Annotated in this window: 21 protein-coding genes and 1 pseudogene; 14 read left to right on the forward strand and 8 right to left on the reverse strand. The window is 65.0% G+C overall.

Annotated features, from left to right (window positions below):
* Positions 1–54 precede the first annotated feature (54 nt).
* Positions 55–1,023: an ABC transporter substrate-binding protein gene (locus ACNPAA_RS06150; RefSeq protein ID WP_417891650.1), complete on the reverse strand. Its 969-nt coding sequence runs from the start codon at positions 1,021–1,023 to the stop codon at positions 55–57.
* 439 nt (positions 1,024–1,462) lie between these two features.
* Here ACNPAA_RS06150 and nrdD point away from each other — a divergent pair, with 439 nt between their 5' ends.
* The 4 genes from nrdD to ACNPAA_RS06170 all read left to right on the forward strand — a co-directional run bounded on the left by nrdD (position 1,463) and on the right by ACNPAA_RS06170 (position 4,956).
* Positions 1,463–3,580, forward strand: a complete 2,118-nt coding sequence (nrdD, locus tag ACNPAA_RS06155; RefSeq protein ID WP_052814900.1) for an anaerobic ribonucleoside-triphosphate reductase — start codon at positions 1,463–1,465, stop codon at positions 3,578–3,580.
* 112 nt (positions 3,581–3,692) lie between these two features.
* Positions 3,693–4,202 (forward strand): anaerobic ribonucleoside-triphosphate reductase-activating protein, encoded by a 510-nt coding sequence (nrdG, locus tag ACNPAA_RS06160; RefSeq protein WP_052815464.1) that lies wholly within the window; start codon positions 3,693–3,695, stop codon positions 4,200–4,202.
* Between the two features lie 57 nt (positions 4,203–4,259).
* Positions 4,260–4,430 (forward strand): YqaE/Pmp3 family membrane protein, encoded by a 171-nt coding sequence (locus ACNPAA_RS06165; RefSeq protein WP_010673454.1) that lies wholly within the window; start codon positions 4,260–4,262, stop codon positions 4,428–4,430.
* A 133-nt stretch (positions 4,431–4,563) separates the two neighbouring features.
* Positions 4,564–4,956, forward strand: a complete 393-nt coding sequence (locus ACNPAA_RS06170) for an energy transducer TonB (RefSeq protein ID WP_234917507.1) — start codon at positions 4,564–4,566, stop codon at positions 4,954–4,956.
* A 58-nt stretch (positions 4,957–5,014) separates the two neighbouring features.
* Here ACNPAA_RS06170 and ACNPAA_RS06175 read toward each other — a convergent pair whose 3' ends face one another.
* From ACNPAA_RS06175 to slyA, 4 genes are all read right to left on the reverse strand, one after another.
* Entirely contained in the window at positions 5,015–5,374 is a 360-nt protein-coding gene (locus ACNPAA_RS06175) for an MliC family protein (RefSeq protein WP_010673456.1), read from the reverse strand.
* A 183-nt stretch (positions 5,375–5,557) separates the two neighbouring features.
* Positions 5,558–6,586: a DUF2955 domain-containing protein gene (locus tag ACNPAA_RS06180; protein ID WP_010673457.1), complete on the reverse strand. Its 1,029-nt coding sequence runs from the start codon at positions 6,584–6,586 to the stop codon at positions 5,558–5,560.
* A gap of 10 nt (positions 6,587–6,596) precedes the next feature.
* On the reverse strand, positions 6,597–7,652 hold the full coding sequence (locus ACNPAA_RS06185) for an HlyD family secretion protein (protein WP_201921559.1): 1,056 nt from the start codon (positions 7,650–7,652) through the stop codon (positions 6,597–6,599).
* Between the two features lies 1 nt (position 7,653).
* Entirely contained in the window at positions 7,654–8,127 is a 474-nt protein-coding gene (slyA, locus tag ACNPAA_RS06190; RefSeq protein ID WP_010673459.1) for a transcriptional regulator SlyA, read from the reverse strand.
* A gap of 258 nt (positions 8,128–8,385) precedes the next feature.
* Between slyA and ACNPAA_RS06195 the strand changes: the two genes are divergently transcribed.
* Both ACNPAA_RS06195 and ACNPAA_RS06200 read left to right on the forward strand, forming a co-directional pair.
* Positions 8,386–9,951: an ATP-binding protein gene (locus ACNPAA_RS06195; protein WP_010673460.1), complete on the forward strand. Its 1,566-nt coding sequence runs from the start codon at positions 8,386–8,388 to the stop codon at positions 9,949–9,951.
* Positions 9,952–9,954: 3 nt separating this feature from the next.
* A complete protein-coding gene (locus ACNPAA_RS06200) occupies positions 9,955–10,647 on the forward strand; it encodes a response regulator (RefSeq protein ID WP_039039279.1) in 693 nt (230 codons plus the stop codon).
* A 114-nt stretch (positions 10,648–10,761) separates the two neighbouring features.
* Here the strand turns inward: ACNPAA_RS06200 and ACNPAA_RS06205 are convergent, their stop codons facing one another.
* Entirely contained in the window at positions 10,762–11,670 is a 909-nt protein-coding gene (locus tag ACNPAA_RS06205) for a LysR family transcriptional regulator (RefSeq protein ID WP_202044281.1), read from the reverse strand.
* Between the two features lie 99 nt (positions 11,671–11,769).
* Here ACNPAA_RS06205 and ACNPAA_RS06210 point away from each other — a divergent pair, with 99 nt between their 5' ends.
* Positions 11,770–12,753, forward strand: a complete 984-nt coding sequence (locus ACNPAA_RS06210) for an aldo/keto reductase (RefSeq protein WP_417891651.1) — start codon at positions 11,770–11,772, stop codon at positions 12,751–12,753.
* Positions 12,754–12,867: 114 nt separating this feature from the next.
* Here the strand turns inward: ACNPAA_RS06210 and ACNPAA_RS06215 are convergent, their stop codons facing one another.
* Positions 12,868–13,755 carry a DMT family transporter gene (locus tag ACNPAA_RS06215; protein ID WP_010673465.1) on the reverse strand — a complete coding sequence of 296 codons (888 nt, stop codon included), beginning with the start codon at positions 13,753–13,755 and terminating at the stop codon, positions 12,868–12,870.
* A gap of 96 nt (positions 13,756–13,851) precedes the next feature.
* Between ACNPAA_RS06215 and ACNPAA_RS06220 the strand changes: the two genes are divergently transcribed.
* The gene (locus ACNPAA_RS06220) at positions 13,852–14,646 is read left to right on the forward strand and encodes an AraC family transcriptional regulator (protein ID WP_010673466.1); all 795 of its coding nucleotides are present in this window, start codon (positions 13,852–13,854) and stop codon (positions 14,644–14,646) included.
* A 51-nt stretch (positions 14,647–14,697) separates the two neighbouring features.
* Here the strand turns inward: ACNPAA_RS06220 and ACNPAA_RS06225 are convergent, their stop codons facing one another.
* Entirely contained in the window at positions 14,698–16,215 is a 1,518-nt protein-coding gene (locus ACNPAA_RS06225; protein ID WP_042014628.1) for an aldehyde dehydrogenase family protein, read from the reverse strand.
* A gap of 290 nt (positions 16,216–16,505) precedes the next feature.
* Between ACNPAA_RS06225 and ACNPAA_RS06230 the strand changes: the two genes are divergently transcribed.
* The 6 genes and pseudogenes from ACNPAA_RS06230 (at position 16,506) to ACNPAA_RS06255 (ending at position 23,638) form a co-directional block, all read left to right on the forward strand.
* Positions 16,506–18,182 (forward strand): sigma-54-dependent Fis family transcriptional regulator, encoded by a 1,677-nt coding sequence (locus ACNPAA_RS06230; RefSeq protein ID WP_417891652.1) that lies wholly within the window; start codon positions 16,506–16,508, stop codon positions 18,180–18,182.
* A 283-nt stretch (positions 18,183–18,465) separates the two neighbouring features.
* Positions 18,466–19,752 (forward strand): sensor domain-containing diguanylate cyclase, encoded by a 1,287-nt coding sequence (locus tag ACNPAA_RS06235; protein ID WP_053288159.1) that lies wholly within the window; start codon positions 18,466–18,468, stop codon positions 19,750–19,752.
* A 68-nt stretch (positions 19,753–19,820) separates the two neighbouring features.
* Positions 19,821–20,230 (forward strand): annotated as a pseudogene (locus tag ACNPAA_RS06240) (VOC family protein).
* 102 nt (positions 20,231–20,332) lie between these two features.
* Positions 20,333–21,022 (forward strand): phosphate regulon transcriptional regulator PhoB, encoded by a 690-nt coding sequence (gene phoB / locus ACNPAA_RS06245; protein WP_010673471.1) that lies wholly within the window; start codon positions 20,333–20,335, stop codon positions 21,020–21,022.
* A gap of 72 nt (positions 21,023–21,094) precedes the next feature.
* On the forward strand, positions 21,095–22,390 hold the full coding sequence (phoR, locus tag ACNPAA_RS06250) for a phosphate regulon sensor histidine kinase PhoR (RefSeq protein WP_161470785.1): 1,296 nt from the start codon (positions 21,095–21,097) through the stop codon (positions 22,388–22,390).
* 273 nt (positions 22,391–22,663) lie between these two features.
* Positions 22,664–23,638, forward strand: a complete 975-nt coding sequence (locus ACNPAA_RS06255; protein WP_039039286.1) for a PstS family phosphate ABC transporter substrate-binding protein — start codon at positions 22,664–22,666, stop codon at positions 23,636–23,638.
* The last annotated feature ends 237 nt before the right edge of the window (positions 23,639–23,875 follow it).

Consider the following 23,875-nt stretch of genomic DNA (forward strand, 5'->3'; position numbering starts at 1 on the left):
TGCACGTTTGAGCAGACAAACCCGGCCCATTGGCCGGGTTTGTCGTTGGTGGGCTCACTCGACGTAACTCACCTTGTCCTGCCAGGCATCGGGAGCCGTCAGGTGCCAGCGTGCCAGTTCGCTCTTGCTGAACAGATATTCCCCGCGGGATGCGGCGCGGGGGGAGAGGGCGCCGGGCGCCGTGCCCGAGAGGATGGCATTGGCCAGTTCGGCGGCTCTCTCTCCCTGACTGTGGCCGTCGAGCACCAGGCCGCCGATGGCGGCTCCCCTGCCCACCGCAAAGGCCCAGAAGCAGAACAGTGGCACCGGGCTGTTGGCGCTGGTCCATGCCAGCACCTGTTGCTCGCTCACATGCTGGCCCTGCGCGTCGGTGAGAGTGTGGTAGAGGCCGAGGAAGAGCGCCTGATAGCCATTTTCCCGGCTGGCGAGCACCGCCTCCTGCCAGCGCCGGTAGTCGGTGAATTGCCGGCTGCTCACCCGGGTCTGGCCGACCCGCAGCTCGCTGCGGGCCTTGAACTCGTGGGCGACGGCGGTGCGGGACACCTCGCTTTCGTCAAACAGCACCAGGGCACGCTCCAGCCCTCCCATCAACTGACTCATCTCGCTGATGCTGCGCTTGAGCAGGGGGCGTTCCAGGACGCCGGTGATCAGGGGGTGGCCGACCAGCCCCTTGGGGCGCGGATTCTCGTTCATGCCGAGAAACACCACAGGGGTGCCCAGGGCGGCGATGGGTCGGGCGAGGGCGTTGATGGCGTTGTCATCCCCCAGGATCACCAGCGCTGGCTGGTGGGTCCGGTAGGCGGCCATTCCCTTGGCGAGCAGTTCGTCACGGGTCTGGCCGGGCTGGCGCTTGGTGTCCAGATAGAGATAGCCGAGGTGATGCGCCTGCTTGAGGTGTTTCTCTAGGCCGGCACTGTAGCTCTGATCCCACTGGTTGCTCTGGTGATAGCTGCTGATCACCAGGATCTCGGCGGCCAGCAGCGGGAGGGAGAGGAGGGAGAGCAGGAGCAAGACCTTGGTCACGTGTGTTTTCCGCAAGGGACAGACTGTTCCCCAGTATGTGCTCTCCCGCTCTCTGGCGCCTCGGTCAATTGTTGTCGGAAGGCGTGCCCCTCTCTTTTTATCCCTTGCCGGGCGGGAGCCCGCATCCCGTCTGGGGTGAGCAAAAAGAGCTCCCTTTGGCGCTGATTGTGAACTGCCCCACTCCTTCTAAAACCTGTTCTGGATCAAGAAACAGGGTACCGCTTTGGTGCCTAATAGACCCCACATATAGGTGTAAGCATAAAAAAAACACCCATATATAGTGTCATAAAGCTGTGCATAAGTGGTCGCCCTCTCAGTGTCAGCCCAGGTGTTTCAAGCCTTGGCTGACCTTGTTTGCGCCGGGGACGGGCGTGGAGAAGGGGACTCAACGAGGGTGAGCCGAGGGTGGCCACCAGGTCTTTCAATACGGGGAAAATCGATGAAACCGGTAGTGATCAAACGCGATGGATGTCGTGCACCATTCAATGGCCAACTGATCCGCGATGCGGTCAGCCGAGCGGCGGCAGCGGTCAATCAGGCCAGTCCGGCGCTGGCAGAGCGCATTGCCGCCGCTGTCAGCCAGGAGCTGGAGGGGCGAGGGGAGGTAGACATCCACGAGATCCAGAACCGGGTCGAGAACCACCTGATGGCCTCCGACGACAAGGCCATCGCCCGTGCCTACATCGAATACCGTCACGACCGGGATCAGGCCCGCGAGGCCAGGGGTCGTCTGGCCCAGGAGATCCGCGGCCTGGTGGAGCAGACCAACGCGGCCCTGCTCAACGAGAACGCCAACAAGGACTCCAAGGTGATCCCGACCCAGCGTGACCTGCTGGCGGGCATCGTCGCCAAGCATTACGCCATCAGTCACATGCTGCCCCGTGACGTGGTGCAGGCCCACGAGAGCGGCGACCTGCACTTCCACGATCTTGACTACTCCCCCTTCTTCCCGATGTTCAACTGCATGCTGATCGATCTGCAGGGGATGCTGACCCACGGCTTCAAGATGGGCAACGCGGAGATAGACACTCCCAAATCCATCAGCACCGCCACTGCGGTGACCGCCCAGATCATCGCCCAGGTGGCGAGCCATATCTATGGCGGCACCACCATCAACCGCATCGACGAAGTGCTGGCACCCTATGTGGCCATCAGCTGGCACAAGCACCGGGAGGTGGCCGAGGAGTGGGGGATCAGGGACGTGGATGCCTATGCCATGGCCCGCACCGAGAAGGAGTGCCACGACGCCTTCCAGTCCCTCGAATACGAGGTCAATACCCTGCACACCGCCAACGGTCAGACGCCGTTTGTCACCTTCGGCTTTGGCCTGGGGGACAGTTGGGAATCGCGCCTCATCCAGCGCGCCATCCTTGGCAACCGCATCGCCGGCCTTGGCAAGAACAGGAAGACCGCCGTCTTCCCGAAACTGGTGTTCGCCATCAAGGATGGCCTGAACCACAAGCAGGGGGATCCCAACTACGACATCAAGCAGCTGGCGCTGGAGTGCGCCTCCAAGCGGATGTACCCGGACATCCTCAACCACGACCAGGTGGTCAAGGTCACAGGCTCCTTCAAGACCCCCATGGGGTGCCGTTCCTTCCTCGGTGCCTACGAGGAGAATGGCGAGCTGGTCCACGAAGGGCGCAACAACTTAGGTGTCGTGAGCCTCAACCTGCCGCGCATTGCCCTGAAATCCCGCGATGAAGCGGACTTCTGGGACAAGCTGGATGCCGCCCTGCGGGTGGCCAAGACAGCGCTCATGTACCGCATCAAGCGCCTGGACGGGGTCAAGGCCCGGGTCGCCCCCATCCTCTACATGGAGGGGGCCTGCGGGGTGCGCCTCAAGGCCGATGACAACATCAGCGAGATCTTCAAACATGGCCGCGCCTCCATTTCGCTGGGTTACATCGGGGTACACGAGACCATCAACGCCCTCTATGGCACAGACGTCCACCTGTTCGACAGCGAGACCCTGCGCCAGAAGGCCATCGCCATCATCGCGCGGCTCAAGGCGGCCACCGACGAGTGGAAGGAGGAGACCGGCTACGGCTTCAGTCTCTACTCCACCCCGAGCGAGAACCTCTGCACCCGTTTCTGCCGCATCGACGCCAAGGAGTTTGGCGTGGTGGCCGGGGTGACCGACAAGGGCTACTACACCAACAGCTTCCACCTGGACGTGGAGAAGCAGGTGAACCCCTACGACAAGCTGGACTTCGAGGCGCCCTATCCGCCCATCGCCAGCGGCGGCTTCATCTGCTACGGCGAGTACCCCAACATCCAGCACAACCTGGAGGCGCTGGAGAATGTCTGGGACTACAGCTATGACAAGGTGCCCTACTACGGCACCAACACCCCCATCGACGAGTGCTACGACTGCGGCTTCACCGGCGAGTTCGAGTGCACCTCCAAGGGCTTCACCTGCCCGCGCTGCGGCAACCACGACCCGGCCAAGGTGTCGGTGACCCGCCGGGTGTGCGGCTATCTCGGCAGCCCGGATGCGCGCCCCTTCAACGCGGGCAAGCAGGAAGAGGTGAAGCGCCGCGTCAAGCATATGTAAGCGGGCAGACCCCACCCCAGCCCTCCCCTTGGCAGGGGGGGGGCAAAGAAGCTCCTCCCCCTTTCGAAGGGGGAGGTTGGGAGGGGGTTGGCCGTTAACCCGGAGAACTCGAATGCACTACCACCAGTACTACCCGGTCGATGTGATCAACGGCCCCGGCACCCGCGCCACCCTGTTCGTGTCGGGTTGCGAGCACCAGTGCCCCGGTTGCTACAACCAGAGCACCTGGCGGCTCGATGGGGGCAAGCCGTTCGATGAGGCGATGAGCGATCGCATCATTCACGATCTCAACGACAGCCGCATCAAGCGGCGCGGACTGTCGCTCTCCGGCGGCGATCCGCTCCACCCCGCCAACGTGCCGCATGTGCTGGCGCTGGTGAAGCGGGTGCGGGCCGAGTGCCCCGGCAAGGACATCTGGTGCTGGACCGGTTATCTGCTGGCCGATCTCAGCCCGGCCCAGCGGGAGCTGGTGGCCTTGCTGGACGTGCTGGTGGATGGCAGGTTCGAGAAGGCCCTGGCGGATCCCGGTCTGCTCTGGCGTGGCAGCCGCAATCAGATGGTTCACGACCTCAACGCCTGGCGGAAAGGAGGAGAGCGGATCCCCTGTCTGGTTTGCAGTTGAGGCTTTGGGTGTTTATGGTTAGGCCAACCCCAAGCGCTGTTTACACGAGGAATCCCGATGAACAATCTGCTCAAGATCCTGCTGGCCATCTTTCTCCCCCCGGTCTGCGCCTTTATCCAGGTAGGCTTCAGCCTCCATTTCCTCATCAACATAGTGCTGACCTTGCTGGGCGGTCTGCCCGGCATGGTTCATGCCCTCTGGCTGGTGGTAAGCGACAAGCGCGCCTGAGCCGTGAGAGATCACAAGGCCAGCCCTCCGGGGTTGGCTTTTTTTTGCCTGCCAGATGGGGGCTTCCCGGATGAGCCTCGCTGTCTGACACTGGCTGTCCGCTCAAGGATCCGAGCGGTTTGACGAAGAGGGAATGTCAGTGCGTGTGAAAGGGTTGTTGCTGTGGGCCGCCCTGGCCCTGCTCGGGGGCTGTGCCAGCCCCACCGCCAAGCTGAATCAGCCTCCGGTGGATGTCACCTGGGAAACGCTGCCCGAATACTGGGTGCTGGTGGGGGATGCCATCACTTTTAACCCGGTCGGGGGGCTGCCGGCGAAGAGGCCGGTCAAGGGGTATGTGACCCTTCGCTACCTCATCGATTCCAATGGCACGCTGTTCAGCCCAGAGGTACTGGAGTCCCGGCCTCCCGGCGTGCTGGATCTCATCGCCATCTCCGGGCTGGCGCAGCTGCGCTACCGGCCATCGGAGCAGAATCAGCAAGCCATTCCGGCTCGGGTTGTGGCCCGATTTGAAGTGGAAGTGAAATGACAAACACCCCGGCCAGGCCGGGGTGTTTCGTGTGGGCTCTGTGCCATGACGGCGCGGATCACTGCTCCTTGCAGTCGTTGTAGCGGCTCTGCCACTCCCCGGCGTCATCACGCATCTCGACGAACCCCTCCTTGCCCTTGTTCCACCAGACCACCTCGTGATCGTCGGTATAGCGGGCGCCGGAGGCGGAAACCGCCTGTGGCAGGGTGTAATCCTTGCCATCGGGGAGGGAGAGCTTGACGAAGTTCAGGCTCTCGTCCGAGAGGGAGAAGTAGCGAACCTGCACTTTCTGGTTCTGTTCACACAGATAGGTGACGGGATCGCCGCCGGTCACTCCCAGCTTGCCGCTGCCCAGATCGCAGCCGCCGAGCAGGGTGATGGCGCCCGCCCCCAGTAGAAAGAGCTTGGCGTGTTTCATGTTTGATCCTCACAACGGTGTCATATGGCCTTGAGCCTAACAGGATGAGGCACAACTGCAACCTCGTGGCGGGAGCCCTGCGTCGGGATGCGTCCGTCTCCCTCTGGTCCGTGGGGCAGGCAAAAAAACGCCCCGGCAGGCAAGCGGGGCGAAAGGGAGCCGTCCAATGGCTGCAGAAAAGGGTCAGTGGCCGAACCGTGTCGCCTCGAAGCGATTGAGCAGCCGGTGGATGAGGTAGCAGGCGAGCAGGGTGACCACGATGGCAAAGAGGATGCTGCTCACCCGATAGAGGGCGCTGAACACCAGGTCGTTGCCCGGGGTCAGGTACTGGCCGAACAGGATGCCGAGGGTGGTGAGGGCACCGAAGCCGACTCCGGAGCCGCTTGCCTCCTTCACATGGGCATAGCTGAACAGCATGGCGCCGAGCCAGAGCACCGGGGTCACCAGCAGCAGCAAGCCGGACCAGTCATAGAGCACCAGTTGCCCCAGGATGCCGAAACTCACTCCCAGCAGGGTGCCCATGGCCCGCTTGCGGGCATAGTCCAGGGCGCCGTTCCAGTGCATGGGGAAGAGCAGCAGCAGGGTGGTGGCCTGGGCAGACATGGAGTCGCGCAGATCGAAGATCTGGAACACCAGGAACGAGAGGGTCGCGATGGACGCCCCCAGCAGGGCTTCGTGGCGCATCCGGTGCGGCGCCTTGGGGGAGGGGGCCGGCCTGGGGCGCTCCTCCACGTCCGGAATGAGGGCCGTCATCAGATAGGCGATGAGCACCGACAGGACGCTGGCCCAGAGGTTGCTGAAGATGAGGTCGTTCAGATCAATCCCGGGGTAGCTGGCAAAGTGCAGCATGATGCTGAGGCTGAGCACCCCGTTGGCACCGAACAGGAACAGGCTGCCCCGGGACATGGCGGCGAAACGGTAGAGGAAGAGCAAAAAGACCAGGGGGGTCATGAGCCCCGGGTGGCCGCCGAACAGGCCGCCGAGCAGCCCCACTTCCAGACCGCACATGGCGGCGGAGGCGATGAGCTGGCGGGCGGCGTGACCGTTCATCACCGGCACCAGGCCGAGCAGCAGCACCGGGGTGACGGTGAAGAAGACCCCGTTGCTCCAGCCGAAGATCTTGCACAGCACAAACCCCAGGGTACAGCCAAAGGCGATGCGCAGACACTGGCGCAGTTCGTTGGGGGTGAGGGGTCTGTGCCACAGGTTCATGGTCGTCATCTCAATAGATGTAGTGCAGCAGGCTGAGCAGACGGATCTGGCCGCGGGCCAGCAGCCCGGTCAGGGTGTTGTCCGGCAGCAGCTGCACCGTGGCGCGGGCCCCGGCCGGCAGGTGGGCGGGCAGTTGCTCCAGGGTCAGGTGCAGGCGCAGGCGCTGGGCATCGCGCACCCAGCGATCGGACTCGACGGGGTTCGCAAGCTGGCCGTTGGCGTCAAACTGGCCGGCGCTGACCCCGGCATCCAGGCTGGCGACGCGGGCAGGATAGAGGCGACCGGGCTCGCCGTCGAAGGCGACGAGGGCCTGACTGCCGGCGCTGACGTGGCGCAGGCTCTTCTCGCGAAAATCGGCGATCACGTCCACCTGCTCGGAGACCAGGGCCAGCAGGGGGGAGCCCGCATTGGCCACGCTGCCAGGCTTGAGCTGCAGGTTGGTGATGATGCCGTCCTGGCTCGCATGAACCCGGCTGTAGGCGAGGTTGAGCTCGGCCTGGGCGAGGCGGTTGCGGGCCTGGCGCAGCAGCAGGTTGTCTTCCCCTGGCAAGCCGCGGTTGACGCGGGCCTGCTCTACCCGGGCCTGGCTGCCGAGCAGGTTGGCACGGGCGGTGCGGGCGGCGCTGTCGGCGTCATCTTTCTGCTGTTCAGAGACCATGTGACGGCGGTAGAGGGCGTCGATGCGCGCCGCTTCCCGCTGTTTCTGGTCGGCCTGGGTGCGCAGCGAGCTGTACTCCGCCTCATAGGCGGTCAGGGTCGCGTCCAGCTGGCGGTTCTGCTGCCTGGCCTGATCCAGGGCGAGCCTGGCCTGATCCACGGCGAGCTGGAAGGGCTCCGGGTCGAGGGCGAACAGCAGATCCCCCTGCTTGACGTGCTGGTTGTTGGCGACGGCGACCTCGACCACCTTGCCGCTGACCTGGGGGGCCATCCGGGTGACGCCCCGGGTGGCCATGGCCTGGGGGGTCAGGGGCATCTTGATGTCGGCCAGCAGAAAGTAGCCAAACACCAGGACGAAGCAGACGATGGCCCACTTTATCCAGCGCTTGAATTGTTGATCCGGTGTCATCTTATTCTCTCTCTTCATGCTGTGCGGCTATCTTGCCGAGGGCGTTGGCGGAGATGCGGTGCACAATGTCTTCAAACTGGGCCAGCTCCTGCTGGCTGATGCCGGTGAGCAGCTCCCGGCGCACGGCGATGATGCGGCCCTCGATCTGATCGAGCAGCGCCTTGCCCGCCGGGGTCAGGGTGACGATGCGGGCCCGCTTGTCCTGGCTGCAGCAATGGCGCTCGATCAGCCCCTGCTCCTCGAGCTGACCCAGGGTCCGCATCAGGGAGGGGAGCTCTATCTCCAGGGCCTCGGCCAGGGTCTTCTGGCTGAGGTGGCCGCCGAGGCGGCTGAGTTTCCACAGGGCGGTCCAGCGGGGATGGGTGAGCCCCAGAGGTGCCAGCTCGAGATCGGCCACGGTGCGCCAGAGCCGGTGCAATCGCCCCAGCTGCTCGGCGAGGGAGAGTTCTCGCAACATCTCCAGATCCTTTTTCATGACGGGCACCTCAATTACTTAGCTTGCGAAGCATTATATTTATTTCGCAGGCTAAGTAAATAGTGTGATACAGCTCACGTTCAGGTTTTTTGCCCGGGCCGTGGTGTTTAAGTTTTTATATGGCTTTGCGGGCCAGCTAACCGACAACGGCCGGGGGAGGCGCTAGAGTGGCCACCTTTGAGGTGCGCCAGGCTGGCCACTGACCCGGCCGGGGGACACCCTCACCCTGGGCTTTCCTGTCCGCTGCAAGGTTGAACGATGAAACTGCGCCACCAGCTAGTCACCCTCTCGCTTGGCTTGTCACTGCTGCTGATCCTGATCCTGGGCTGTCTGCTCGCCCTCTTCATGCGCCACCTGCTGGAGAACAACCTGAAGGAGAAGGGGAGCGATCTGGCCCGGGTGCTGGCGGCGGACAGCCGGGTGGTCCGGGCCCTGGAGAAGGGGAGCGATCCCGGGCTGCGGGATTATGTGCAGGGGATCTGCAGCCGCACCGACGCCGCCTACATGGTGGTGACCGACGAACATGCCAGGCGCCTGAGCCACCCCTCCCCCGAGCTGGTGGGCCAGACCTTCCGGGGGGAGGACATCTGGCCTGCACTCCAGTCGCGCGAGAGCTACTGCTCCCGGGACGTGGGCACCCTGGGTCCCGCCATCCGCTGCTTCGCTCCCGTAGTGGGGCCCGATGGCCAGGCCATCGGTGCAGTGGCGGTGGGTTATCTGATGCGCACCGTGGAGGGCACCTATCAGGAGCGGATCGCCCTGCTGGTCGGCGCCATCGCAGCGGTGCTGGGGTGCGGCCTGCTGCTGGCGCTCTGGGTGCAGCACCTGCTGCGCCGCACCCTGCTGGATCTGGAGCCGGAGACCATCGCCAATCGCTTCGCCCAGCAGGATCTGGTGCTGGAGGGGATCTCGGAGGGGATAGTGGCCCTGGACAACCAGCACAGGATCACCATGCTCAACAGCGCCGCCTTCTATCAGTTGCGACTGCCCGGCACCGGGCGCCACGCCCTGCTGGGCCGCTCCCTGGCGGAGCTGGCCCCCGGCCTCGTGCCCACGTTGCAGCAAGGGGGAGCGGTCAGGTTCACCGTGCAGGGGGATGACTTCGTCGGCCACTGGCAGGAGCTCAGCGGTCGCGAGCCGGGGCGCATGCTCATCTTCAGCCGGCCAGACGGCACCGGCAGCCTGGGCATGCAGGTGACCCACCTGCGCCAGTACGGCGAGATGCTGCGCATCCAGACCCATGAATTCGCCAACAAGCTCAGCAGCCTCTCCGGCCTGCTCCAGCTCGGCCACGTGGATCAGGCGGTAGACCTCATCCAGCAGGAGAACGAAGCCTGCCAGAACATGTTGCAGGATCTGCTGCGGGTCATCGAGAACAAGCCGGTGGCCGGGCTCATCCTCGGCAAGTTCAGCCGGGCGCGGGAGCTGGGGGTGGAGCTGGTGCTGGATGCGGGGTCGGCCCTCGGGGAGTATCCGGCCGAGGTGTCGGCGGATCTCATCACCTGCATCGGCAACCTGCTGGACAACGGCATTCGCGCCGCCTGGGGGAACCGCGAGCACGCCGCGCCCAGGGTGCTGCTCTCCCTCGATGATCTGGGGCGGCGGCTGGTGATCGAGGTGGAGGACAGTGGCGAGGGGGTGGACGAGGCGCTGGCGGATCACCTGTTCGACTACGGTGTCAGCCGCCAGACCGGGGATCACGGGGTCGGCCTCTTCCTGGTCAAGAAGACGGTGGCCAGGCGGGGGGGCGTGATAGAATGGCGCCGCACCGCCGAGCAGACGACCCTGTTCGGTATCTATTTGAATAAAAACCAATTGGTGTAAGTCATGAAGCCAATCTTCACGCTGATTATCGAGGATGACGAGCGGATAGGCGCCATGTTGGGGGAGCTGGTCTCCTCCACGGCCGGGTTCTCCCTGATGGGGCGGGCCGGCACCCTGGCCGAGGCGGATCGCCTGATGGCGGGGAGCGAGCCCCGCTTGCTGATGGTCGACATCTCCCTGCCCGATGGCTCGGGCCTGGAGTGGGTGAGCCGGCTGCGCAGCCACAACCGGGAGGTGATGGTGATGATGGTGACCGCCTCCTGCGACGTGGAGACCATACAGCAGGCCCTCAACCTGGGCGTGCAGGACTACGTCATCAAGCCGCTGCGGCTGTTTCGTATCCAGCAGAGCCTGGAGGAGATCCTGGTCCTCCATCGCCGCCTGTGCGAGCCGGGGGAGCTGGCCCAGAGCGACCTGGACCGCCTGATGGGCAAGGCGCGCAACCAGGGGCGGGAGGCGCGGGAAACCCCCAAGGGGATCGACGCCATCACCCTGCGCCAGGTGCTGGATCTGCTGGCGGGGGAGCCGGACAACACCTTCTCCACCGACACCGTGGCCCTGCGCCTCTCCCTGAGTCGCACCACGGCCCGCCGCTACCTGGAGTTTCTGGAGTCAGAAGATCGGCTGGACGTGGAGCTCAACTACGGCCAGCGTGGCCGCCCGGAGCGGCGTTACCACTGGCGCCGGGAGTCGTGACCCCGCCGCTGGCACAACGCCGAAGAGGCCGCGCACATCATGCTGCGCAGGCCGCGCAGACAAAAGGGAGCCTTTGAGCTCCCTTTTGTTTTGCCCCGATGCGACCCGGCCCCTCTATCTGGGGTCGCCCGAGAAGGGGTGCAGGGCGGAGCGGGCGCGCTCGAACAGGGCGATGAGGTGATCCGCCACGGCCCGCACCCGCCGGGAGTGGGCGAGATCGCTGTGGAGCACCAGCCAGATGGGCTGATCCACCCCGAGCTCCGGCAGCAGGCAGACCAGATCCGTCTGGCGGGCCAGGTAGTGGGGCAGCACCGCGAGCCCCAGACCGGCCTGGGCGGCGGCGAGCTGGGCCGCCAGGGTGCCGGTCTCCACCCGGCAGGGGCGGCCGCGCAGCATGCGGGTCATCCATCTGGCGGCGGGCAGGTGGCTCTGGGTTTCGTTCCAGCCGATGAAGTCATCCTGATCGAAGCTGGCGGCATCCACCCCGGGGCTGCGGGCATCCAGGTAGGCGCCGGTCCCGTAGAGGCCAAAGCCCAGGGTGCCCAGACGCCGCAGGGTGAGGTGGCCGGCATCGGGCTTGACCATGCGCACCGCGAGATCGGCATCGCGCCGGTGCAGGTTCACCGTCTGCACCCCGGTGACCAGCTCCACCCTCAGCTCGGGGTGCTGGGCAAAGAGCGTCGGCAGGGAGGGGATGATAAGGGGATTGGCCAGGTTCTCGGCGGTGGCGAGGCGCACTGTGCCGGCCACCTGTCCCTGCAACTGCCCCGCCTCGCCAAAGGCCAGCCCCGCATGTTCCAGCGCTTCGGCTCGCTCAAGCAGGGCCTCCCCGTCGTCGGTCAGGCGATAGCCCTGCTGGTGGCGGCTGAACAGGGGGAGGCCGAGGGCCGCCTCCAGCCTGTCCAGGCGCCGGGAGACGGTGGCCACTCCCATGCGCAGGGCGTGGGCGGCACCGCTCAGGGTGCCGCTGCGGGCGATGGCCAGGAAGACGCGGGCGTCGTCCCAGAGCAGGGGATCGTGCATGGTGTTTCCATAATCGGAAGATAGATTGCCAGTTATCTCTATATCTCATTCATTTTCGGAAGACCATACTCCCCTGCAACTTGTCAGGGAGAAAATGCGATGCAACGACGAACACTGGGAGCCAACCTGCAGGTCTCTGCCCTGGGGCTGGGCTGCATGGGGATGAGCGAATTCTACGGGCCGCGGGACGATGAGACGTCTTTGCGGGTGCTGGCGGAGGCGGTGGAGCGGGGCATCGACCTGCTCGACACCGCCGACATGTACGGCCCCCACCACAACGAGGCGCTGATCGGGCGTTTTCTCGCGACCCGGCGGGGGCAGGTGAAGGTCGCCACCAAGTTTGGCATCGTGCGCCAGCACGGGGAGTACAGGCGTACCCTCGACAACAGTGCCCGCTATGCGCGCCAGAGCTGCGAGGGCTCCCTGCGCCGCCTCGGCATCGAGCAGATCGATCTCTACTATGTGCACCGCCTCGATCCGGCCCATCCCGTCGAGGAGACCATGGCCGGGCTGGCGCAGCTGGTGCAGGAGGGCAAGATAGCCCGCATCGGTCTGTGCGAGGTGAGCGAGGCCACCCTGAGGCGCGCCCATGCCGTGCACCCGGTGGCGGCGGTGCAGACCGAATACTCCCTCTGGACGCGGGAGGTGGAGGCGGCGGTGCTGCCCGCCTGCCGGGAGTTGGGGATTGGTCTGGTGGCCTACTCCCCCCTGGGGCGCGGGTTTCTGACCGGGTGTTACCAGCAGGAGGCGGTGTTCGAGGAGGGGGATTTTCGGGCCGGTCTGCCGCGCTTTCAGGGGGAGAACCTCGCCACCAACCGCACCCTGGTGCAGGCGGTCATGGCCCTGGCGCAGCAGAAGGGATGCTCGGCGGCGCAGATAGCCCTGGCCTGGCTGCTGGCGCAATGGGAGGGGATAGTGCCCATCCCCGGCACCCGGCGCCTGACCCACTTGGCGGATAACCTCGGCGCCCTCTCGGTGCGCCTCTCCCCAGCAGAACTCGGGGCCCTGGGACAGGCCATCCGGACCCTGCCGGTGGCGGGGGAGCGCTACACCCCGGAGGGGATGAAGGGGGTGAGCGCATGAGCGGCCCGCACTCAGCCCGCCCCGGGTTGGCCTGCTCGCTCCGTTGAGGGCACCACCTGGGCGGGAAAATGACAAAGGGAGCCGAGGCTCCCTTCTTTCATGGTGCTGGCGGGCTCAGGCCCCTTCCGGCAGAGGACGGCGTACCCTCGGCTTGAGCTGGGAGAGCATGACCCCGGTCAGGATGAGGCCGCCCCCCAGCAGGTGATAGCCGTGGATGGGCTCCCCCAGGGTGATGACAGCGATGAGGGCCGTGCACAGGGGCATCAGGTTCATGAAGACCGAAGTGCGCTCCGCCCCCAGGGTGGCGAGGCCGCGCATCCAGCAGTAGGCGGCGAAGATGGAGGAGGCGAGCCCGGCGAACAGCACCATGCTCCAGCCCTGGGCGGGAATGGCCAGGGAGTCGGCAGAGAGGGCCACCGGGATGAGCAGCAGCACCGCCAGCAGGATCTGCAGGTAGAGGTTGAGCCAGGGGCCGAACGGCAGTTGCCAGCGGCGGATCAGCAGGCCATAGAGGGCATAGCTGGCCGCCCCCAGCAGCATCATGCCGTCGCCGGGGTTGATGCCGCTGTGCAGCAGTGCCAGGGGGTTGCCCTGACCCAGCAGCCAGAGCACCCCGAACAGGGAGAGGCTCATGCCGAGCAGCGCCTGCTTGCCCGGCTTCTGGCCAAAGCAGCAGGCCCCGATGAGCAGGGTGAGCAGGGGCAGCAGGGAGCCGATGACCCCCATGTTGGTGGCCGAGGTGCTGTGGGCGGCGTAGTAGGCGAGGCACTGGTAGAGCACCATGCCGAGCAGGGAGAGCACCAGCAGCTTGCCGAGCCAGGGGCGGATGTCGGCCCGGCGGCGCCAGAGCTGCGGCAGGCAGAAGGGAGAGAGCGCGAGGGCGGCGATCACCCAGCGATAGAAGGAGATGGCGGCGGGATCCAGCACGCCGGCGGCGGCCTTGGAGACCACGGTATTGGCGGCCCAGATCAGGATGGCGAGCAGGGGGAAGAGAAAAGGCATAGGCACTCCTTGGTACGATGGGGAGAGTCTAGCCTTGTCTTGAACGAGGCAAGTAGCGTAAATAAGACATGTCATAACCGCTTTGGGACAATCTACATGGGCACCCTCACCCTGGCCGAGCAGGATCGCCTGCTGGCCGACCCCAACCCCCTCTACTTTCGCTACAGCCAGATCCAGGGGGGCAACGCCTGCGCCGAGCACGCCCACCCCTGGGGTCAGCTCAGCCTCATCAGCCTGGGGGTCATGGTGGTGGAGGTGGGGGGAGAGCGGCTGGTGGCGCCTCCGGACTACCTCATCTGGGTGCCGGCGGACCTGCCCCACACCGCCTTCAACGAGCAGACCCTGGATTACACCTCCATCTACGTGAGCCACGCCTTGGCACCGCGCCTGCCACGGGAACCCCAGCTGCTGGCCCTCACCCCCTTGCTGCGGGCCCTGCTGGAGGACTTCACCCAGCGCCGGGTCGGGCACATGGAGGATGAGTGGGATGCCCGTCAGGGTGAGCTCTTCATCGAGAAGCTGGCCCGCACCCGTTGCCAGCCGAGCTACCTGCCCCAGAGCCGGGATCGCCTGCTGGCACCCTTGCTGGCGGCATTGCAGGCGGCGCCGGAGGACAACCGCACGCTGGTGGAGTGGGCCAGGGCGCTGCACACCACGGAGCGCACCCTGGCGCGGCGCTGCCAGAAGGAGCTTGGCATGAGCCTGGGCCAGTGGCGCACCCGGCTGCGGCTGGTGAAGGCGCTGGACTGGCTGCGGGGCGAGATGCCGGTGCAGGAGATCGCCTGGCGCCTCGGTTATGCCTCCACCTCGGCTTTCATCGCCATGTTCCAGCGCGAACAGGGCTGCGCCCCCCAGCGCTATCGCCAGCAGCTGGGCCAACCCGTGGCCTGAACCGCATGAAAAAGGGCGCCCGCAGGCGCCCTTGTGGATCACGGGATGGGCTTAGAAGAAGCCGAGGGGGTTGATGTCGTGGCTCACCAGCAGGTTCTTGGTGTTCTGGTAGTGGTCCAGCATCATCTTGTGGGTCTCGCGACCGATCCCCGACTTCTTGTAGCCGCCAAAGGCCGCATGGGCCGGGTAGGCGTGGTAGCAGTTGACCCAGACCCGGCCGGCCTGGATGCCGCGCCCCATGCGCCAGGCCAGGTTGCTGTCCCGGGTCCACAGGCCGGCCCCCAGCCCGTACTGGGTGTCGTTGGCAATGGCCAGGGCATCCGCCTCGTCCTTGAAGGTGGTGACCCCGAGCGCCGGCCCGAAGATCTCCTCCTGGAACACCCGCATCTTGTTCTGGCCCGAGAAGATGGTGGGCTGGATGTAGAAGCCCCCCTCCAGCCCGCTCACCTTGGCCGGGCCGCCGCCCAGCAGCATCTTGGCCCCTTCGCCGCGGCCGATCTCCATGTAGCTCAGGATCTTGTCGAACTGCTCGCGGGACGCCTGGGCCCCCACCTGGGTCGTGGTGTCGAGGGGGTTGCCCTGCACTATGGTGCGGGCGCGGGCCAGCACCCGGTCCATGAAGTCGTCATAGATGCTGGCCTGCACCAGGGCGCGGGAGGGGCAGGTACACACCTCCCCCTGGTTGAAGAAGGTCATCAGCATCCCTTCCACCGCCTTGTCGATGTAGCTGCTCTCGTGCTGCATCACATCGGCGAAGTAGATGTTGGGGGACTTGCCGCCCAGCTCCACGGTGGAGGGGATCAGCTTGTCGGCGGCGCAGCGCAGGATATGGGCGCCCACCTCGGTGGAGCCGGTAAACGCCAGCTTCTGGATCCGGTTGCTGGTGGCGAGCGCCTGGCCCGCCTCGGCGCCGAAGCCGTTGACCACGTTGACTACGCCAGGGGGCAGTATGTCCTTGATGAGATCCATCATCAGCATGATGGTGACCGGGGTCTGCTCGGCGGGCTTGAGCACGCTGCAGCAGCCGGCCGCCAGTACCGGGGCCAGCTTCCAGGCGGCCATCAGCAGGGGGAAGTTCCACGGGATGATCTGGCCGACCACCCCGATGGGCTCCTTGAAGTGGTAGCTGACGGTGTTCTGGTCCAGCTCGGCGGCGGAGCCCTCCTGGGCGCGGATGCAGCCGGAGAAGTAGCGGAAGTGATCCACCACCAGGGGCAGGTCGGCGGCCAGGGTCTCGCGCACCGCCTTGCCGTTCTCCCAGGTCTCGGCGACGGCGAGCACTTCAATGTTCTGTTCGATGCGATCGGCGATGCGCAGCAGCAGGTTGCTGCGCTCGGTGACGCTGGTCTTGCTCCAGCTGGCGAACGCCTTGTGGGCCGCGTCCAGGGCGAGCTCGATGTCGGCGGCGTCGGAGCGGGCCACCTCGCAGAACACCCGGCCATCCACCGGCGAGATGTTCTCGAAATAGCGGCCGGCGCGCGGCGCCACCCAGTCGCCACCGATGAAGTTGTCATAACGGGATTTGAAGCTGACCAGGGCACCTGCCTGACCGGGAGCGGTATAAATCATCTCATCATCCTTATGTGTGTGTGGTCCTGACCGGCCTGGCGGGCAGTCCGGTTGCTTCCTGTCATCGCAAGGGGCGTGCCAGCGGGTGGCGCTCTACACAAAAAGGTTGCAAAAACGTTATCAAACGGGGTGCCAAGGGGTATCTTGGTTAACCAGTGCCCCCCTGGACGGCCCCCGAACTGTGCCGTTTCTGAACATCGGGTGTGACACTGTGCCGTTTGTGAACAGGAGACGTGATGAAGGCGCTTCCCCAAGGCGGCCCTATTCGCGAGTGTGTAGAAGGAGGTGTGATGAGCGAGTTGCCTCAATCCGGTGCCAGCCCAATCCAGCGCTCCTGGGAGCGCTGCCTGCATCAGGGGCTGAGCCGCCAGCAGAGCGCCGAGCTGGACTTGCTGCCCCAGGGGGAGCTGTCGGCTCGCCAGGAGCAGCACAGGACGCTCATCGCCTGCTTCCAGCGCTTCGTGCTGCCGCTCTTTGGCCAGTTGCTGGCGGGCAGACCCTGTCGTCTGCTGCTGTGTGACGGCGAGGGGGCCATCCTCGCGGTGAGCGGAGACGATCGGTTTGCCCGCCATGCCGAGCGCATTTTTTTGCGCAGCGGCGCCCGCTGGGGGGAAGCGAGCAAGGGCACCAACGCCATCGGCACCGCGCTGGCCGAGCAGAGCGAGGTGCAGGTGCTGGGGGCGCAGCACTTCTTCGCCCAGCACAGTTTTCTCAGTTGCAGCGCCTGCCCCCTGCTCGGGCCGGACGGGCAACTGCTCGGCGTGCTCGACATCTCCACCGATGCGGCCCACCACGGCGGCGACATGCTGGGCACCGTGCGTCTCCTGGCCATGACCCTGGAAAACGCCCTGCTGGCCCGCCAGCCGGGCTGGCTGGTGGATCTCGATCCCCAGAGCCTCTGGTCTGCCCGCCTGCTGCTGGGGGAAGGGGGCGAGCTGCTCGGGGCCAACCGGGCCGGTCGGCTCTGGCTCGGCCAGCACCCCTTCGACGGCCAGCAGTTGCTGCGCGAACGCCGCGGCCTGCGGCTGGCGCCGGAGGCGGGGGAGCGCGCCGCCAGGCTTCCCCTGCCGAGCGCGGTTGAGGAGGGGGGATCGCAGGCGCAGCAGGTGCCGCTCAAGATGCTGGAGCGGGGCATCTCATTGCTCATCGAGGGGGAGACCGGCAGCGGCAAGGAGCACCTGGTGCGCACCCTGCACGCCAGATCGAGCCGTCGGGCGCGGCCTCTGGTGTGCGTCAACTGCGGCGCCCTGCCGGCGGAGCTGGTGGAGGCCGAGCTGTTCGGCTACGTGGGGGGGGCCTTCAGCGGTGCCCGCAGCCAGGGCAGCCAGGGCTATCTGCGCGCCGCCCACGGCGGCATCCTGATGCTGGATGAAATTGGCGAGCTGCCGCTCCAGGCCCAGACCCGGCTGCTGCGGGTGTTGCAGGAGCGCGTCGTCACCCCGGTGGGCAGCCACAGACCCGAGGCGGTGGATTTCTGGCTGGTCAGCGCCAGTCATCGGGATCTGGCGGCCATGGTGGCGGCCGGCACCTTTCGCGAAGATCTCTACTACCGCATCTGCGGCTGGCGCCAGCAACTGGCACCCCTGCGGGCCTGGTCGGTGCCCGAGCGTCAGGGGTTGATCCTGAACCTGCTCGCCCAGATGGACCCGGCGCTACAACTGAGCCGGGAGGCGGAGCAGCGGCTGCTGGCTCACCCTCTGCCCGGCAACGTGCGCCAGCTCAAACAGGCGCTGGAGGTGGCCTGTGTACTGGCAGAGGGGCAGGGCTGGATTGAACCTGCCCATCTGCATCTGCCCGCCGTGGAAGGGGGAGCGAGCTCACCTTTGGGAGGGAGTACCCTGCGCGAGCAGAGTCGGCAGCGGGTGCAACAGACCCTGGCAGAGTGCGGCGGCAACGTGAGCGAGGCGGCGCGCCGTCTTGGCATCAGTCGCACCACCCTCTATCGGGCGCTGCGGGAGGAGGGGTGAAGGGTGTCGCGCCGTCCAGCGCTTGTGTAGACTGCGAAGGCAAGGACGTTTTTTCGTTATGTTTCCATCGCAGGGAGTGCGCAATGACCCATCTCACCACCGACGAGGCCCCCCGCCTCTCTCCCGGCTGCTGGCCGATGCCGCTTGCGCCCCATGGGGCCCGTGCCGGTTAGTCGGCACCCGTCTGCGCCCGGTGCGGCGCGTGTAATAACCTTGGATCTGGATCAGCGCGGTTCGGCGCTTCAAGGTGTAGGGTAAAAGCCCTTTTTCAGGTGTGATGCCGATGATCCCTTCCTATTCCCGCATGACGACGCTGTTGTTCTGGTGCCTGCTGGCGGCGAGCCTGCTGGCCATGGTGTTATTCGAATTCGGACCCGAGCGGCGGCTCGACATCCTGAGCCAGGCCGGTTTGTCCGTGCGTGCCCAGGATGACAGGGCCCACAAGGGCTCCTCCGTCGCCACCCTGAGTCAGGGGGGCGACAGACCCGCCATCCAGTGCACCCTGCGAAGCCAATATGCCTATCCTTTCTGCGAGCTGGTTCTGACCCTGACCGATCCCGAGCAGGGGCTGGATCTCTCCGGCTTCACCGGGGTGCGGGTGAGGCTGGATGTAGAAGGGCAGGGGGTACAGGCCTGGCGCCTTTATCTGCGCAACTACGATCCCGTCTACTCGACGCGGGAAGACGAGAGTTCCCACAAGTTCAACGAAGTGCTCTTCACCGCCAGGGATTTTGGTCGTGAGCAGGATGTCCCCCTGAATGTCTTTGCCCCCAGCTCCTGGTGGGTGCAGCAGTACGACATTCCGCTGGTCCAGCAGGGGCCGGATCTGCACCATGTTTACGCCATCGAGATCGCCTCCGATGACAAGATGCTGCCGGGGGAGCACCGGTTGCGGCTCGAGCGGCTGGAGTTCTATGGCCGCTGGTGCAAGCCGGGGGACTTCTATCGCTATCTGCTGCTGGGGTGGCTTGTCTACGGCGTGCTGCTCTTCCTGGTCCAGAACCTGATGTTCGGGGATCGGCTGCGCAAGGCCAGGGAGGCGCGCCTCGCGGCTGAAGCCCTGAGTGCGAGCCTGTGCGAGCAGAACCGGCGCACCGAGGAGGAGGCCCGTTACGATCCCCTGACCGGGGCCCTCAATCGGCTCGGCGGCGAAAAGCTGCTCGGGGAGCTCGGCGAGATGCCGCTCTCCTTCATCTACATCGACATCGATCACTTCAAGGGGGTCAACGACGGTCACGGCCACCCGGTGGGGGACGAGGTGCTCAAGCACATGGTGAGCGAGCTGCTGCGCCATTGCGACAGCCTGTGCCGACTGGTGCGCTGGGGCGGGGAGGAGTTCGTGCTGGTCTGCCTCCATTACGACGAGGGACGGGCCGCCGCCCTGGCGGAGCGGCTGAGAGGGGCGCTGGAGGGGTACAGGCACTGGCCGCTGGGGCTCGGTATCACCGCCTCCTTCGGGGTGGCCGAGCGGCGCAAGGATAGCCTGGAGCAGGCGCTCAAGCGGGCCGACGAGGCGCTCTATCAGGCCAAGCAGAATGGTCGCAACCGGGTGGAGGTGGCGCCCGACTGATCCGGCGCTGGAGCCCATGGCCGGGCGGGGCTATCATGCGCCCCATCATTTATCCGAGGAGAGATGCCATGGCACAACACATTGGCGCCCTGACGCTGCTGGTGGCGGATTACGACGAGGCCATCGCCTTCTTCACCCGGGGAATGGGCTTCGAGCTACTGGAAGACACCCCCTCGACGAGCCGGGCAAACCGGGCAAACGCTGGGTGCGGGTCGCTCCCAAGGGGGCTCCCGGCTCCGCCCTGCTGCTGGCTCGCGCGGCCAACGAGGAGCAGCGCGCCGCCATCTGTCGCCAGGGGGGCGGTCGGGTCTTCCTGTTCCTTGAGACCGACGACTTCTGGGGCGATTACGAGCGGATGCTGGCCTATGGTGTTCATTTTTGTGAACAGCCGCGCCTCGAACCCTACGGCACCGTGGTGGTGTTCGAGGACATCAGTGGCAATCGCTGGGACCTGCTGCAACTCGCTGCTGCCAACTGAATCTGAAAACGTTTATCATCCCGCCCGTCATAAAGTCATAAAAGTGTCACAGAAAGTTCTAATAATTGGCGCACCCATCTTCACAGAGGAGAGAGAAGGGATATGGCTAAGCGAATTCTGGTGGTCGAGGACGAGGCACCGATCCGCGAAATGCTCTGCTTCGTGCTTGAGCAGAAGGGATATGAAACAGTAGAAGCAGAAGATTACGCCGATGGACTGGCAAAGGTGCGCGAACCCTACCCCGAACTCATCGTGCTGGACTGGATGATGCCAGGTGGCAGCGGTATCCAGTTCCTCAAGCAGCTCAAGCAGGATGAGATGACTCGCCAGATCCCGGTGGTGATGCTGACCGCCCGGGGCGAGGAAGAGGACAAGGTGCGCGGGCTCGAGGCCGGTGCCGACGACTACATCACCAAGCCCTTCTCCCCCAAGGAGCTCACCGCCCGCCTGCACGCCGTGATGCGCCGCGTCTCTCCCACCTCGGTGGACGAGGTGATCGAGGTGCAGGGGCTCAAACTGGATCCCGTTTCCCACCGGGTCAGTGCCGAGGAGAAGGCCCTCGACATGGGGCCGACCGAATTCAAGCTGCTGCACTTCTTCATGACCCACCCCGAGCGGGTCTACAGCCGCGAGCAGTTGCTCAACAACGTCTGGGGTACCAACGTGTATGTCGAGGACAGGACGGTGGACGTGCACATTCGCCGCCTGCGCAAGGCCATCGAAGAGACGGGGCACGACAGATTGATCCAGACGGTGCGCGGGGCCGGCTACCGCTTCTCGACCCGTCTCTAGGTCAGGGCCAGTGCCGCCAGCGCCTGCCGGCGGGCATTGGACCCGGCTCTTTGCTGCCTCTAGGAGATCTTAATGTTGCAACCTTACGCCTGGCGGCGACAGTTGTGGCGAATGGCGTTCTTCTACAGCCCCTTCGTCTTGGTAGGTTGGTTAATCGATCATCTCGTTCTCTGCCTGCTGGTGGCCACTGTGGTGCACCTGGTCTGGCACTACCGCTTCCAGAAGCGGCTGTCGGACTGGCTGTGGCACGATCGCAGCCTGGTGCCGCCCCACGGCAGCGGCAGCTGGGAGCACATCTTCAACGGCATCTACAAGTTGCAGCAGCGTCACCGGGCCCGGCGCCGGGAGCTGGCGGGCCTCATCCGCCGCTTTCGGGAAGGGGCGGAGGCGCTGCCCGATGCGGCCGTGGTGTTTCGCACCGACGGCAGCATCCTCTGGTGCAACCGGCTGGCGGAGCAACTGCTCGGCTTTCGCTGGCCCGAGGATGCCGGCCAGCACATCGGCAACCTGATCCGTCACCCCGCCTTCGTCGCCTATCTGGGCAAGGGGCAGTATGACGAGCCATTCGAGATGCACTCCCCCATCAACGAGGAGAAGTTCCTCGAATTTCGCATCATGCCCTATGCGGAGGATCAGGCCATGCTGGTGGTGCGGGATGTGACCCGGCTGCGCAGCCTGGAGAAGACGCGCAAGCACTTCGTCTCCAACGTCTCTCACGAGTTGCGTACCCCCCTCACCGTGCTCAAGGGGTATCTGGAGATGACCGAGGAGCTGCCGCCCCCCGCCATGTGGGCCAAGGCGCACAAGGTGATGATGGAGCAGACGATCCGCATGGACAATCTGGTCAACCAGCTGCTCACCCTGTCGCGCATCGAGGCGGCGCCCACCGTGGATCTCTCCCATCTGGTGGACATGCCCGCCATGCTGGGGCTGCTGGAGCAGGAGGCGCGGGCGCTCTCCGGCGAGCGGGCCCACGAAATCGTCTTCATGGTCCAGCCCAATCTGCTGGTGCGCGGGGATCAGGATCAGCTGCGCAGCGCCGTCTCCAACCTGGTCTACAACGCCATCCACTACACCCCGGCGGGGCGCAAGATCACCGTGGAGTGGCGCAAGCAGGGGAGCATGGCGCTGTTTGCGGTGCAGGATGAGGGGGAGGGGATCCCCCCCGAGCATCTGGCACGGCTCACCGAGCGGTTCTATCGGGTCGACAAGGCCCGCTCGCGCCACACCGGAGGGTCCGGGCTCGGCCTTGCCATCGTCAAGCATGCCCTGAGTCATCACGATGCCCATCTCGATATCGAGAGCCGGGTCGGTGCGGGCAGCCGCTTCAGCTTTCTCATTCCCGCCCGCATGGTGCTGGTGAAATAATATTTTGTGTCAATGTGTTAGCAACGATAGAAGGGCTGCATCGCAGCCCTTTTTTCATCCGGGCCACTCTCGGCCCATGTCATCAAAGTGTCATATAAATTCCATAAATTTGTCACTGCCAGGCCAGATACTGGCGCCGTCTTAAAGAACGGACCTTCTGTAACACTGGAGAAGGAGTGGTGCTGGCCCACGGATCATTGCGATCGGGTGTCAACCACGTATAGACGTCAACCTGACGATTGCCTTCTGCAACCTTGGACTTGGAGAGATTGGATGAAACTCAACAAACTGGCTGGTGTCATCGGATTCACCGCAGCAACCCTGTTTTCTGTCAGCGCTCTGGCTGCCGGTGTGGATAAAGACCTGCCGGAATACACACCGACCAGCGGCATCTCGGGCAACCTGTCCTCTGTCGGCTCGGACACTCTGGCCAACATGATGACCCTGTGGGCCGAAGAATTTAAGCGCATGTATCCCAACGTCAACGTGCAGATCCAGGCCGCCGGTTCTTCCACCGCACCGACTGCCCTGACCGAGGGCGTCGCCCAGTTTGGCCCCATGAGCCGCGCCATGAAGGCCGGTGAAGAGGAGGCATTCGAGAAGCGCTACGGCTACAAGCCGACCGCCATCCGCGTCGCCGTCGATGCCCTGGCCGTGTTCGTCAACAAGGACAACCCCATCAAGGGGCTGACCATGTCGCAGATCGACGCCATCTTCTCCAGCACCCTCAAGTGCGGCGAAGCCAAGGCGGCCACCAAGTGGTCTGATCTGGGTCTGGACGGCAGCTGGTCCGGCAAGGATCTGCAACTGTTCGGTCGCAACTCCGTGTCCGGTACCTACGGTTACTTCAAGGAACACGCCCTGTGCAACGGTGACTTCAAGAGCGGCGTGAACGAGCAGCCGGGCTCCGCCTCCGTGGTACAGTCCGTCTCCTCCTCCCTGAACGGCATCGGCTACTCCGGTATCGGCTACGTCACCTCCGGCGTGCGCGCCGTTCCGCTCTCCAAGGATGGCAAGACCTTCATCGAGGCGAGCTCCGACAACGCCATCACCGGCAAGTACCCGCTGTCGCGCTTCCTGTACGTCTACGTGAACAAGCATCCGAACAAGCCGCTCTCCCCGATGGAGCAGGAGTTTGTGAAGATGATGCTCTCCAAGGCGGGCCAGACCATCGTTGCCAAGGACGGCTATGTGCCGGTCCCGGCCAAGGTGGTTCAGGCCGACCTGAAGAAGCTGGGCATCATGTAACAGAACATGCCCTTGCAGAAAAACGAGCCCCATGCGGGCTCGTTTTCATTGGTGCGCCCCAGGATCTTTTTGGTCGCAGGGCGCAGCGCCCGGCTTGCGCCGGGCGGCGGCATTTCCTAAATAGCTGTTCCGAATAGTAGATCACCGGAGGAAGGGAACTCAGTCCAGTTTGTGCGATCTGATTAGTCGCTAAACAAAACAAGCCACACCCAAAGGACTGAGTTGATGCCTATCCTA

It is taken from the genome of Aeromonas sp. PS2Canimalfood6 (assembly GCF_048276795.1).
GTDB classification, from domain to species: Bacteria; Pseudomonadota; Gammaproteobacteria; order Enterobacterales; family Aeromonadaceae; genus Aeromonas; species Aeromonas caviae.